Genomic DNA, 13,452 nt, shown 5'->3' with positions numbered 1-13,452 from the left:
GCGGAGGGTTTTTTATTATGTACTAGCAATGGGATCCCCAAGCTAACCTTTACTCGTCTTTAATAATTAAGTAGATCAGAAGAACTAAAAAAGTAATAAATATTTGGAAGGAAGTTGTCAGAGCACCGCTTAACAATGAGGACATCCATAGGCCAAACCATTCACCTGCTACTGACATAAATAGCACGTGCCAGGTTAAAAATCCTAAAGTAAGGCCTGCTACAGCCCAACGCTTGGCACCATTAAATACCAATGCGCTTGCATGTCGCACTTTAAATAACTTCCATGCGCCTACACCACAAATTACCGTGGTTAACAATTCAAAACCAATGATAACCAGATATATTGCATGATGCAGTATGGGATTGGTAACGGCTCGATAACCAATTAAAGAATCCGGAAATATATCGCTCATCATGAGTGTGCGCTTGACCGCAGAAAAATTGACATAATAATCAGAAACATTCCCAAAAACATCCAGGAAACAGTAAAACGCAATTGCTAAAATACAAATTATTTTTGATTTTCTTATCATTATTTTCCCGTAGTATTTCTTACAAAACGCAATAATATATGATCGGTCCGCGCTGCAGATTCCTGAATGGCCATACTTGGACTTAGAAAACCAGCAAACATCGCTTCCAAAACCTCATCATTGATGCTACGAATCTGATTTTGTGGACCAAAACGTTGTAATGGCTTTTCGGGTAACTCAGCTGCCAAATCAGCACGTGCTGTCAGTAAGGTAGGATGGCGACTGCTGCGCAAGATATCTGCATAGACACCGTGTAACCCTATAGGAAGATAACCTGTATGTTCATGCCAACGTTTTTGTGTTTCAGGTTTGGCAATAAATGCAAAGAATAGGGCTATTCCTCTGTAATGTTTCTTAGTTTGTCCGGCCACTGCCCATAATGCAGCGCCTCCAGCAACATTCGCATGTCTTAGCTTACTTACTTCTGTATCCAAAGGCATGCTGGCAATGCCTAAATGAAAAGGAACCAAGGCGGATAAACTATTGTATGCCCCAGAAGATTGGCTAAATAAAGGACAAATACCGCTGGTAAATAAAATAGTGGCATCATCAACCCGGCCTGCATATCGAAAATAATGCAGTGAATGCCAACGTTTTAAACGTTCAAAATGATGGAGTAATTGCGGTGTGGCATAAACAGCCCGTACAGGATTATTCTGAGTTAAAGGCAATCCATGGATTGCCAAAAACGATTCAAAAAGCACCCATCCCGGATAAGCTGTGGTATAGGTACAATCATAACCCGCTTTTTTTAATCTCTCTGCCAATACTTCCATCTCGGCCCAAGTCCGTGGGAAATTGGCTTGGGAATAACCTACTTTGGCAAGTATATCCAGATTGTAATACAAAGTGGCAACTGAGAGATTAAAGGGCAAGGCCATTAATTGACCGTTATTGCTATAAAACTCACGCACCGATTGAATAAAATCTTCTTGGGGTAAGCTCATCCCTTGCTCTTGCATCAGCTCGTCTATTGGCTTGATGACACCCTTTGGCGACTCCATAATGGCGGTCCCTACCTCAAAAATTTGCACAATTGCCGGAGGATGATGCGCTCTGAATGCAGCAGCAAAACTTGTTAATGTCTCTACATAATTTCCTTTATAAACAGGTTTAATAAAATATTCATTTTGACTTTGATTAAAGTCGTCCGCGAGTAATCTGACTTCATCTCCAAGATGTCCGGCCATTCCATGCCAAAAGACCAGTTCAACTCGCTTTGCCTGGACAGAAAGAGTAGAAAAGAGAATGAATAAGAAAAGCAATAATTTTTTCATGCCAGTAAATCAGGATAATCACTAAAAACCGCATCAACTCCCCAGCCAAATAACTTATTAGCCAAACGTCTGCGATTCACCGTATAAGTACAAAGTACATAGCCCGCTGCTTTAATTGCTTTAACCCGCTCCTCGGTTAAAACCCTCCGATTCAAATGAATGGAAAAACACTCTAGCTGTTTTGCTTTTTGCAACCATTGCTCATCCCAAGCATGCAGTAGTAAACCTAAGGGCATTTCTGGAGCAATACTGCGACATAAAACTAAAGCATCCCAAGAAAAACTGGAAACTAAAGGCAGCTCTTTATCCTGTGGCCAATAACGCTGAATGTGGCTCATTACTGCTACTGCAGTTTGTTCTTCTGTACCAGGATAAGGTTTAATTTCCACATTTGCCTGAACGCCTGAAAAAGACAACCATTTCAGTACTTCTTTAAAATGAGGAATAGGTTCGCCTTTAAATTGCCGTGAAAACCAAGAGCCTGCATCCAATGAGCGCAAATAGCTGGACTCCACCATGCCGACTTCACCGCGTCCATTTGTTGTTCTTTTTAAATTGTCGTCATGAATTACAAAAGGTTCTCCATCAGCACTACACATCACATCAAATTCAATAAAACGACATCCTAAAGCCAAAGCCTTGTCAAAAGCAGCCAAAGTATTCTCGGGAGTATAAGCAGACGCCCCTCGATGCCCAATAATTTTTTCAACAACCAACAAAATGGATTCCCCTTGTGAAAGTGCTGTTTTTTTGTACAAGACTGCGATTCATTGCTCCCCCTACTCTAATCATCTCAACCTATTATACCCTACGTACTACGCGCATAAAGCGCGGTACGAGGAAAACTATTGCTTACGATTCGAAGCAACCTCAACAATTGCAGTTAGTATTAATTCATTGCTGACCGTCAAAGCCGGAGCCGCGGCGGCTGCTTCTCCTACCATCATGGTATTCATCGTCTTAGCTTGATAAGGTCTTGGCAGAGGGGGATTAGTTCCGTCAACAAAAACCAAATTACTGACGCTGTAATTTTGTCCTGGGTATGCCTTATTAATACGAGCAAGCTCATCATTCACTTGTTGATACAGGCGTTGTCGAATTTGTCCTAAAACAGCCTGAGTTTCATCGAAACTTGGTTTGAAATCAACACTGGATATCTCATATTTAGCACCAGGTAAACTCACCTCTTTGGCATTTTTATAAATATCAGTCAACACTTCCTGACTTACTCGTGCTTGTGCTTGTACATATAACTTTTCAAGACCAGAACTATCCTGTGATCGATTGAATTCGATCAAATGCCATTCTCCTTTTGCGATTTTGGTTAATCGCTCCATAATATCAGCACGTGCCTTTACTAAATCAGCGCTGGTTAAAGTCACATTAATATTGACTCCCAATAAAGCAGTTTGAGTTGTCACCCATTGTTTTGCTGAAAGTTGAAAATCAATTTTATCAAGAACTAACTGAGGAGGAAAAGAAGGCGGTAAGGCATTTTCAGCAAAAGCAAACGGCGTGACTAACATTAAAGCCAACATTCTGACAGCTACTTGGCGCATGACTCTCTCCAACATGATGAATAATGAATTTAAGTGTATACCAGCATACCTTAAGACACCAAATTATTAACCTTTACCATTGATTTAATCAAAAAATAGGAATATAACTTCTGCAAAATATTTGCAAGAGGAGCAGAAACAATGATGTCAGTGGACAATATATCAAGTAATAACCCAATAATAGCTGAAGATGATTTCCTCGATTACGCCCTCTCTCATGGTTTTGGTGACTTACATTTTAAAGTAGATCCTGCAACTGGAATGAAAGCAATAATCGCCATTCACAATACCAAATTAGGTCCTGCTTTAGGTGGTTGTCGGTTCATTGAATATCCGAGTACGTATGCTGCGATCCAAGATGCCATGCGTCTTGCACGAGGAATGAGTTTCAAGGCGGCATCGGTGAACTTGCCTTTGGGAGGCGGTAAATCCGTTATTATCAAACCCAATGGCCCATTTGATCGCGCCCAATACATGCATCAATTTGGTCGATTTGTTAATGAATTAAATGGACGTTACATCACGGCACTTGACAGCGGAACTGAATTGCCAGACATGGATATTATTGGGGAACATACCCCCTATGTAGCTAGTTTATCCAAGTACCATGGTGATCCTTCACCTTCTACAGCCAGAGGTATTCTACGAGGCATTCAAGCAGCTGTCGCCTTCAAACTAGGAAAAGAAAGCCTAAAAGACATTCATGTGGCCATTCAAGGTTTAGGTCATGTTGGATTTTTGCTCGCCAGACATTTGCATGAATTAGGAGCTTCTCTGACTGTTGCTGATATTTCTCCAACTGCAGTAGATCGTGCTGTTACCGAATTTGGCGCTAAAGCAGTAAGTACCGATCAAATTCACAAAGTACCCTGTGACGTTTTCTCACCTTGTGCTTTAGGTGCAATTATCAATGACATTACTATTTCCCAACTGCAAACTACAATTATCGCCGGTGCAGCAAATAACCAGCTGGCTCATACGTATCATGGTAAAAAATTGCACGACAAAGGCATTTTATTTGCTGTAGACTATGTCATTAATGCTGGTGGATTAATTTTTGCGGCATCTAAATATCTTCATACTCCCGAAGAAAAAATTAACGAACAGATCGATGCAATTTATGGCCATTTAACTGAAATTTTTGCCCTGTCTGTAAAAGAAAATTTACCTACTAGTGAAATTGCGGATAATTTGGCAAAAGAAAAATTATCTTAGAGGTTTGTTGACACTATGAAACATTTAAGCCTAACTCCAAATCTTTATGAATACATGATAGATAAATCTTTGCGGGAACACCCCTCTCTGACTGGCCTACGCAAAGTAACCTCTACTATGGAGTTGGCGAACATGCAAGTCGCGCCGGAGCAAGCACAATTTATGCAATTGCTCTTGCGTTTGATTCATGCAAAAAATGTTTTAGAGTTAGGTACATTTACTGGTTATAGTGCTTTAGCAATGTCTTTAATGCTGCCTGATGACGGTAAGCTCATTACCTGTGACATCAATGCAGAATGGACAAGTAAAGCACATCCTTTCTGGAAAGAGGCAAAACAAGACCATAAAATTGAATTACGACTTGGTCGTGCTTTAGACACGTTACACGCATTAATCGCTGAAGGTTGGGAGCAAAAATTTGATTTCATTTTTATCGATGCCGACAAAACCAACTATGTAAATTACTATGAATTGGCATTAAAACTAATTCAACCTCAAGGGCTAATTGCTATAGATAATATATTCTGGGATGGTAAAGTAATCGATGAGAATGAAACAGGTGGACAAACCAGAGAGATCAGGAAACTTAACGAATTGATTAAAAATGATCAGCGTGTGTTTATTAGTTTATTGCCCATAGCAGATGGATTATTTCTAGTACAACCATCTTAGGGACCGAATGCAGCCAGGGTGAAGCGCCACATCTCTGCCTATACCCCACAGCTTGTCCGCGGGGTCCAGTGTTTTAGTGCAGAGCTTCTGGATCCCGCGGACAAACCGCGGGACGTAGGAGAGCAGAACAGGACAGCACGTCACCCAAGCTACGGAGACTGGCTTCCCACATCTTCTGTAGTGTAAGGAATTGTTATATAAGTACCGAATAATTTTAAAGGAGTAAATAGACAATGCAAACAAACAACAACCCCTGTGGATTAGATGGTTTTGCTTTTCTAGAATTTTCAGGTCCAGATAAAAAACGCCTGCATCAACAATTCACTGACATGGGTTTCCAAGCTACTGCACGTCATAAAAACCAAGACATCACTTTATTTCAACAAGGTGAAATTCAATTTATAGTAAATGCAGCCGAACATTGCCAAGCTGAAGATCATGCCAAGATTCATGGAGCAGGTGCCTGCGCCATGGGATTTAAAGTCAAAAATGCCCAAGCAGCGTTTGAGCATGCAATCAAGCATGGAGCAACTGCTTTTGAAGAGTGTACCCATGCTCATCATGGTTTACTTGGTATCCAGGCTATAGGTGGAAGTGTCATTTATTTTGTTGATGATCAACATCAACCCTTTTCTGCTCATTGGGAACATCAACCCAATAAAAATGTAGAAGGAAATGGTTTAATCATGATCGATCATTTAACCCATAACGTATTTCGCGGCAACATGGATAAATGGGCTCAGTTTTACGAGTCCATTTTTAACTTCCAGGAAATTCGTTATTTTAATATTAAAGGAAAAATGACTGGCTTATTAAGCCGTGCTCTGGGCAGTCCTTGTGGGAAAATCAAAATCCCTTTAAATGAGTCCAAAGATGATTTATCGCAAATTGAAGAATTTCTTCACGAATATAAAGGTGAAGGCATCCAACATATCGCACTAACTACTAACAATATTTATCGTACGGTGCACACATTAAGAGAACAGGGCGTTAAATTCCTTGATGTTCCAGATACCTATTACGAAATGTTGCACGATCGTCTTCCCTGGCATCAAGAGCAAGTCGATCGACTTCAAGAAGAGAAAATTCTAATTGATGGTGAGAGTGACCCGAAACATGGTTTATTACTGCAAATTTTTACTGAAAATATCTTTGGCCCTGTGTTTTTTGAAATTATCCAACGCAAGGGCAATCAGGGATTTGGTGAAGGTAACTTTCAGGCTTTATTCGAAGCCATTGAACGAGATCAGATCAGACGTGGTACTTTGAAAGAAGAATCTTTTTAAAGAATGTGGTCTGAAATATTTTGTAACCTGGGTACAGCGCAGCGAAACCTGGGTTTTATGAACATAAATCACTTCTCAATCCCGGGTTCCGCTGCGCTGCACCCAGGCTACAACTATTAATGAGGGACTTATGAAACTTGCCAGTTTAAAATCAACATCACGAGATGGGGAATTATGCGTAGTCAATCAATCATTGACTCTTGCCATACGCGTACCCCAGATTGCTGCCAATTTGCAATACGCTCTAGAACATTGGGACACGGTAAAAGATCAGTTACAAAAGGTCTATCAACAACTTAATGAGGGGCATTTGGCAAATGCCATCAACTTTGACCCACAACACTGTACGTCCCCCTTACCACGAGCGTATCAATGGGCTGATGGCAGCGCCTACGTCAATCATGTTGAGCTTGTGCGTAAAGCCCGTGGTGCTGAACTGCCAGCTAATTTTTGGACTGATCCTTTGATGTACCAAGGAGGTTCGGATTCTTTCCTTGGCCCCAGAGACCCCATTTTAGTTGCCGATGAAGCATACGGCATAGATTTTGAAGCAGAAGTTGCAGTGGTAACTGATGATGTCCCTATGGGCATGAGCTCTAAAGATGCAGGTCAACATATAAAATTATTGATGCTGGTTAATGATGTTTCATTGCGGAATTTAATTCCAGATGAACTGGCAAAAGGTTTTGGTTTTTTCCATTCCAAACCTTCCAGCAGTTTTTCTCCTGTTGCCATTACCCCTGATGAATTAGGCAATGATTGGGACGGTCAGCGTCTGCACCTCCCTTTATTGAGCCATCTAAATGGACAATTATTTGGCGAACCCAATGCTGGAATTGACATGACCTTTTCTTTTCCAGAACTCATTCAACATGCGGCAAAAACCAGAGTCCTTGGTGCTGGAACGATTATTGGTTCAGGGACTGTTTCGAATCTTGACCGCAGCAAAGGATCCTCATGCATTGCTGAAAAAAGAATGCTGGAACTCATAGAACAAGGCCAGGCTAAAACATCTTTTATGCATTTTGGGGATCACATTCGAATTGAAATGCTCGATCAACAAGGAAGAAGCCTGTTTGGCGCAATCGATCAAGTCGTAGAACGGATATAAACAATGAAACTTTATGACTATTTTCGTTCAACGGCCTGTTATCGCGTTCGTATTGCCCTGAACTTGAAAAATATCGCTTACGAAAAAATTGATATTCATTTAGTGGATCATGGTGGGGAGCAACATAGTCCTGAATATCGAAAGATAAATCCTCAAGAATTGGTTCCCAGCCTGGAAGTCAATGGAAACGTTATTAGTCAATCGCTTGCCATTATCGACTATCTGGAGGAGGCTTACCCAGCCCCTGCCCTATTACCTCAGAATCCTCTGGATAGAGCTACTGTAAGATCTCTTGCTTTGATTGTTGCTTGTGATATGCATCCTCTGAATAATTTAAGGGTATTAAATCGATTAAAAGAGCAATTTCAAGCGAATGAAACACAAGTTACAGAATGGTACCATCATTGGCTTAAAGCAGGATTTGACGCTTTTGAAGCGAAATTGCAGCATATTGAGCGCAGTCAATCTTTTTGCTTCGGTGATGCGATTACTTTGGCTGATCTCAGCCTTATTCCCCAGGTCTACAATGCAAACCGTTTTCATTTCGCAATGGATAACTATCCGCTGATCAATGAAATCAATACTCATTGTTTAACCCTGGCACCATTCCAAAAAGCAACTCCTGAAGCAACGCATCAGATGTAGTATGTGTTTGCCTCAGTGAAGCATAGAATAACCGAAGTTTTATGATGCCTACCCCGGATGATGCTGTGCTTCACCCAGGCTACAGTTTCGAGAAACTTAAAACGCCGAGACTTCCTGATTTGTTACGACATTCAATAAAAATTTATTTTCGATCAATAGTCAAATCGGAAAATGATTTTTCCTCAATATTCTGTCTAGAACCATGCTTTACTTAGTTCTACAGTCACAACACCTTTTGGGGTTTTTTTAAGCATACTCCATACTGTTTTACATCGTTGTAAATGACCAACCAGGTAATTTTTTTTGCTGCATTGGTAACGCACTGGCAATTGATCGTAGATTTTTCCTGAATCAATTGCTTTACAACGCTCTCCAGTGGTTAACTCGACACCCCAAGGATAAGCGCGAGACATATCCAAAGTTTTATTGAGATCATTATCCAAAGGCTGCTTCACATTAATCTGCACACTATCTCCACTCCAGGGAGATTGAGGACATATAGCCTGTGTTCTGTTTGGACCTGCTTTAACAAAGCACGGATCATAAGTTTTGCCATTTGCACTACAGCGCCAGGCATCTTCGCGGACGATGAGTTGCGATTGAGAATAGCACTCTCCCTCGACTATCTTTTTCACTTCAGGGGATGCCTGCTCTGTCGCATCGCCATAAGGTCTGTATAGTTTTAATATCGTATCATTTGCTGCAGCCATAAAAGAACAAAAGAATAATGAAATACAGAGTACTATTCGCAACATAATGTTTCCTCAATGATTCTAGTGGCCTGCTTATAATTCTGCGAATTGAAAACAGATCGACTTAAGCACTTTCATTTTTGCTAAGATAAAATTTAAAATTTTGTTTTAGAAGTACCGCAGTGGAGCAGAAAATCCATGCCTTTTGTACCAAGACAGTAGAAATGCGGATAACCCCAGTGTATCATCTCATTTTTAGTTAAAGGTATCTATACTTCATGAGGTCACAAATTGCGATTTTTTGGCGTATCCAGCCTTGCTAACCTAATGAGTTCTTCAATCGAAAATGTATAAGAATGATAGAATTTAAAAAATACTCAGGCATATTTCCATGTCGCTCGCTTGAGTCAAAATGACCTGATTTTCGAGCACCGAAGGGCATGTACCCAAAGTATGTCATAACCCGGAAATCAGGATAGTTTGGCCAAGAGAATGAAATGGAAACAAGCCCTAAAAATGCTTTGTGACCAAGCAAAATATATACAGAGTGAGGAGTAAAAAATGACCAAAGTTTTTACCATAAAACAGTGTTTAGATGGTGAAATCAGCATTGATGAACACGTTACTGTTAGAGGTTGGGTAAAGACCCGACGTGATTCCAAAATGGGCTTATCTTTTATTAGCCTGCATGATGGCTCCTGTTTTGCTCCTATTCAAATCGTAGCTACGGATGGTTTATCTAATTATAATGAAGAAGTCAGCAAACTTAATGCCGGATGCTCTCTGATTGCCTCAGGGAAATTAGTCGCTTCACAAGGAAAAGGCCAAGCTTTTGAAATTCAGGCTGACTCGATTACAGTCGTAGGTTGGGTAGAGAATCCAGACACTTACCCTATTCAGGCGAAACGTCATACACTGGAATTTCTACGCGAGGTAGCCCATCTGCGACCTCGTACAAATACAATTAGTGCGGTTACGCGAATCCGCCATTGCCTATCACAAGCAATCCATCGTTTTTTCCATGAGCAAGGTTTTTTCTGGGTACATACTCCCATTATCACTTCAAGCGATTGTGAGGGTGCGGGTGAAATGTTTCGCGTATCCACTTTAGATCTTTTAAATGTACCTAAAAATGAATACGGCCAAATTGACTTTAGCAAAGACTTTTTTGGTAAAGAGACTTTTCTTACTGTTTCAGGACAGTTAAACCTAGAAGCCTATTGTATGGCTATGTCCAAAGTATATACTTTTGGACCAACTTTCCGCGCTGAAAACTCAAATACAAGCCGCCATCTGGCTGAATTCTGGATGATCGAACCTGAAGTTGCTTTTGCAACTTTGCAAGATATTTGTGATTTAAGTCAAAGTATGTTGCGCTATTTATGTAAAGCTGTTCTTGACGAGCGTGCGGATGATATGGGCTTTTTCAATCAATTCGTTGCCCCCGGATGTATTGAACGCCTAGAACATATTGTGGATTCGGATTTTGAAATCATGACTTACACCGATGCCATTAAAATTTTGGAAAAAAGCGGTCAGTCTTTTGAATTTCCTGTGAGTTGGGGATTGGATTTACAGTCTGAACATGAACGCTATCTGGCAGAAATTCATTGTAAAAAACCCGTGATACTTACTAACTATCCTCAAGAAATTAAAGGTTTTTACATGCGTCTCAATGATGATGGAAACACAGTTGCCGCTATGGATGTTTTAGCACCGGGAATCGGTGAAATCATCGGAGGCAGTCAGCGCGAAGAACGCCTGGATATTCTGGATAGGCGCATCGAGGAATGCAATCTAAATAAAGAAAGCTATCAGTGGTATCGAGATTTGCGTCGTTATGGCACAGTACCTCATGCGGGATTTGGTTTAGGTTTCGAACGATTGGTAAGCTATGTTACTGGTTTAGCCAACGTACGTGATGTTATTCCTTTCCCACGCACACCAGGACATGCCGATTATTAAGAATAAGTCTATCTTCTTGGAATAAGAAGCAGAGTTCGATACGAACTCTGCTTCTTCCAATTCATTAAAATATTGTAGGCCAATAGGTTAGAAGCGAATCAATTCACTCTTAGACGATTCTTCTTCATTGGGATCTTCGAGTATTGTTTCTAGTTTCTCGATATTAGACGATTGCATATCTTTTTCTTTTAAGGGATTACGGTTTTTTGGGAGAGACAAGAAACCTTGGGAAGTTAATGGGGATCCAGCATCTGCGAGCACATATTGATTTTTGTCTGTCGTGATCTTATTTATTAAACTTTGAGAGTTACTCAAGGGGATATTTCGAGGCAAATCATCGGCATTGGTTGATTGCTTTTTAGCAGCCTTTTCAGTTTTTTTAAACATCTTATTATTTCCTATTTTATCATTCTAAACAATTCCGGTTGGATCTTAACTAATAGCCCAAATCTACTTAAAGTCAGATAAAATACCCTCTCCCAGCACTAAAACCCTATCCATTTGATTGGCTAATTGATGATCATGCGTCACAATAACCAAAGCAGTATTCATTTTTCTATTCAATCCCAGCATTAAATCAAATACTTTTGTTGCGGTTGTCTGATCCAGATTTCCCGTAGGTTCATCTGCCAATACACAATAAGGCTGGTGCACTAAAGCTCGAGCTATCGCAACCCGTTGTCGTTCTCCACCTGAAAGCTGTGCAGGTTTATGTGTTTTTCTTTCTTTTAGACCAACATCATCCAACATTTTACTTGCTTCAGCCTCTGCAGCCTTCACTGAAATATTTGCTAATAATAAAGGCATACAAACATTTTCAAGTGCTGTAAACTCGGGTAACAAGTGATGAAACTGGTAGATAAATCCCAAACCCTGATTACGTAGTTTACATCGTTGTTTTTCATTTATTGTTTGCCAATTTACATCCTTAATCCGTACATCTCCGCTTGTTGGCCTATCCAATCCCCCCAACAAATGCAATAAAGTGCTTTTCCCAGACCCTGAAGGCCCAATAATTGCTAAGCGCTCACCTTGAGCTATGGACAAATCAATCCCTCGCAATACTTCAACTTTAGAAGTACCGTCGTTGTATGACTTGCATAGTTTTTCCGCATTTAAAATAATCTCACTCATAATGCAAAGCCTCCGCAATCACTGTTTTTGAGGCCCGCCAGGCAGGATAAATTGTTGCGAGAAAACTCATTAATAATGCCATTACACACACCTTCCATAGATCGCTAAACAGAATCTCGGAAGGCAAATAATCAACAAAATAAATACTGGACGATAAAACTTTAACATGAAACCAGCTTTGCAGATGATTCACAATTGTGGTTGCATTTTTTGCCAATACTAATCCACCAAGTAAACCAAACAAGGTGCCTACAATTCCTACCATCATTCCTTGTACGATAAAAGTCCATAATATGGTAGAAGGAGTCGCACCAATAGTTCTTAAAATTGCGATCTCTGCTTGTTTGTCATTAACAACCATCACCAGGGAAGATACCAGATTAAATGCAGCCACAGCGATAATAAGTAATAAGATCAGAAACATCATTGTTTTTTCCATTTTAACCGCTTGGAAAAATGCACCATATTGTTGCGTCCAATTGCCCACCTGATATTCGCCACCCAATAAATGAGATAATTGAGCAGATAATTCCGGTGCCTGGTAAACATTATCTATTTTCATTTTGATACCAGTTACCTCATCTCCCATTTGCAATAATTTTTGCGCATCGCCCATATTGATAAATGCTAATTTAGTATCAAAATTAAACCCGCTTCCAGCAGAAAAAACCCCAACTACTGTGAATCGCTTAAAACGAGGAATCATTCCGGCAGGGGTAACTGTTGCTTGGGGAATCATAACGGTGACCTTATCCCCAATCATCATTCCCAGGCTGTCTGCAAGTCCCCTACCCAAGATAATGCCAAAATCTTTTAAATTATTTAGACTCCCAGCAAGCAATTTATCTTTTAAGTGGCTCATCTGTTGTTCTTTTTCGGGTAAAATTCCCGTCAAGACAATAGGTAAAACCTGTCCATCATTAACCATTAATCCCTGTCCCCCAACATAGGGCGCGAGTGCTTTAATTTCAGGAATTGTTTGGATTTTTTTTGCCACTTCAGGCCAATTACTCAGTCGTTCACTAGGTCCGGAAACCGTAATTTCAGGGGCCATCCCGAAAAATCGATTATGGATTTGCTGGTCAAATCCATTCATTACCGATAAGACCGTAATGAGAACCATCACTCCTAAGCCTATGCCTAACATCGAACTTAACGAAATAAAAGAAACAAAATGATTCTTTTTTCTGGAACGCGTATAGCGCAACCCCATAAAAAGGGCTAATGGTTTATACATATTTGCTTTGATTTTGGTTAAAGTCTTATTGTAGAGAAAAAATCACCCAAGAGATATACCTTATACCCAGTTCCGATTTATTATTTTCTTCATCAGATAACCCACAAACTTATCCACAGAATTT

General features: G+C 40.2%; 14 protein-coding genes. 6 read left to right on the top strand and 8 right to left on the bottom strand.

Translation table 11 applies throughout. From position 1 onward, the window contains the following. Positions 1-49 precede the first annotated feature (49 nt). The 4 genes from FOLKNPGA_RS03385 to FOLKNPGA_RS03370 form a co-directional block, all read right to left on the bottom strand. Positions 50-535, bottom strand: a complete 486-nt coding sequence (locus FOLKNPGA_RS03385; protein ID WP_232890541.1) for a DUF2165 family protein — start codon at positions 533-535, stop codon at positions 50-52. Further along, positions 535-1,812: an extracellular solute-binding protein gene (locus FOLKNPGA_RS03380; protein WP_182351754.1), complete on the bottom strand. Its 1,278-nt coding sequence runs from the start codon at positions 1,810-1,812 to the stop codon at positions 535-537. Before FOLKNPGA_RS03380 ends, FOLKNPGA_RS03385 begins: the two co-directional genes overlap by 1 nt. Beyond that, a complete protein-coding gene (gene ugpQ / locus FOLKNPGA_RS03375; protein WP_182352745.1) occupies positions 1,809-2,528 on the bottom strand; it encodes a glycerophosphodiester phosphodiesterase in 720 nt (239 codons plus the stop codon). The genes FOLKNPGA_RS03380 and ugpQ overlap by 4 nt, the downstream gene beginning before the upstream one ends. A gap of 129 nt (positions 2,529-2,657) precedes the next feature. Next, complete coding sequence (locus FOLKNPGA_RS03370; protein ID WP_182351753.1) at positions 2,658-3,371, bottom strand: hypothetical protein; 714 nt, start codon at positions 3,369-3,371, stop codon at positions 2,658-2,660. A 141-nt stretch (positions 3,372-3,512) separates the two neighbouring features. Here FOLKNPGA_RS03370 and FOLKNPGA_RS03365 point away from each other — a divergent pair, with 141 nt between their 5' ends. The 5 genes from FOLKNPGA_RS03365 to maiA all read left to right on the top strand — a co-directional run bounded on the left by FOLKNPGA_RS03365 (position 3,513) and on the right by maiA (position 8,300). After that, entirely contained in the window at positions 3,513-4,586 is a 1,074-nt protein-coding gene (locus FOLKNPGA_RS03365; RefSeq protein ID WP_182351752.1) for an amino acid dehydrogenase, read from the top strand. A 15-nt stretch (positions 4,587-4,601) separates the two neighbouring features. Then, entirely contained in the window at positions 4,602-5,258 is a 657-nt protein-coding gene (locus FOLKNPGA_RS03360; RefSeq protein ID WP_182351751.1) for a class I SAM-dependent methyltransferase, read from the top strand. Positions 5,259-5,491: 233 nt separating this feature from the next. Then, entirely contained in the window at positions 5,492-6,544 is a 1,053-nt protein-coding gene (gene hppD, locus FOLKNPGA_RS03355) for a 4-hydroxyphenylpyruvate dioxygenase (protein WP_182351750.1), read from the top strand. A gap of 130 nt (positions 6,545-6,674) precedes the next feature. Further along, positions 6,675-7,655 carry a fumarylacetoacetate hydrolase family protein gene (locus FOLKNPGA_RS03350; protein WP_182351749.1) on the top strand — a complete coding sequence of 327 codons (981 nt, stop codon included), beginning with the start codon at positions 6,675-6,677 and terminating at the stop codon, positions 7,653-7,655. A 3-nt stretch (positions 7,656-7,658) separates the two neighbouring features. Continuing rightward, positions 7,659-8,300 (top strand): maleylacetoacetate isomerase, encoded by a 642-nt coding sequence (maiA, locus tag FOLKNPGA_RS03345; RefSeq protein ID WP_182351748.1) that lies wholly within the window; start codon positions 7,659-7,661, stop codon positions 8,298-8,300. A 194-nt stretch (positions 8,301-8,494) separates the two neighbouring features. Here maiA and FOLKNPGA_RS03340 read toward each other — a convergent pair whose 3' ends face one another. After that, complete coding sequence (locus FOLKNPGA_RS03340) at positions 8,495-9,055, bottom strand: hypothetical protein (protein WP_182351747.1); 561 nt, start codon at positions 9,053-9,055, stop codon at positions 8,495-8,497. A 498-nt stretch (positions 9,056-9,553) separates the two neighbouring features. Here FOLKNPGA_RS03340 and asnS point away from each other — a divergent pair, with 498 nt between their 5' ends. Next, positions 9,554-10,957, top strand: coding sequence for an asparagine--tRNA ligase (asnS, locus tag FOLKNPGA_RS03335; RefSeq protein WP_182351746.1), 1,404 nt, complete (start codon positions 9,554-9,556; stop codon positions 10,955-10,957). Positions 10,958-11,044: 87 nt separating this feature from the next. Here asnS and FOLKNPGA_RS03330 read toward each other — a convergent pair whose 3' ends face one another. The 3 genes from FOLKNPGA_RS03330 to FOLKNPGA_RS03320 form a co-directional block, all read right to left on the bottom strand. Beyond that, complete coding sequence (locus tag FOLKNPGA_RS03330) at positions 11,045-11,344, bottom strand: hypothetical protein (protein ID WP_182351745.1); 300 nt, start codon at positions 11,342-11,344, stop codon at positions 11,045-11,047. 63 nt (positions 11,345-11,407) lie between these two features. Beyond that, positions 11,408-12,091: a lipoprotein-releasing ABC transporter ATP-binding protein LolD gene (gene lolD / locus FOLKNPGA_RS03325; RefSeq protein ID WP_182351744.1), complete on the bottom strand. Its 684-nt coding sequence runs from the start codon at positions 12,089-12,091 to the stop codon at positions 11,408-11,410. After that, a complete protein-coding gene (locus FOLKNPGA_RS03320; protein ID WP_182351743.1) occupies positions 12,084-13,328 on the bottom strand; it encodes a lipoprotein-releasing ABC transporter permease subunit in 1,245 nt (414 codons plus the stop codon). Before FOLKNPGA_RS03320 ends, lolD begins: the two co-directional genes overlap by 8 nt. Between the last annotated feature and the right edge of the window lie 124 nt (positions 13,329-13,452).

This window comes from Legionella sp. PC1000, assembly GCF_014109805.1.
Lineage (GTDB): Bacteria > Pseudomonadota > Gammaproteobacteria > Legionellales > Legionellaceae > Legionella > Legionella resiliens.
This window is presented reverse-complemented; position numbering and strand designations above follow the sequence as displayed.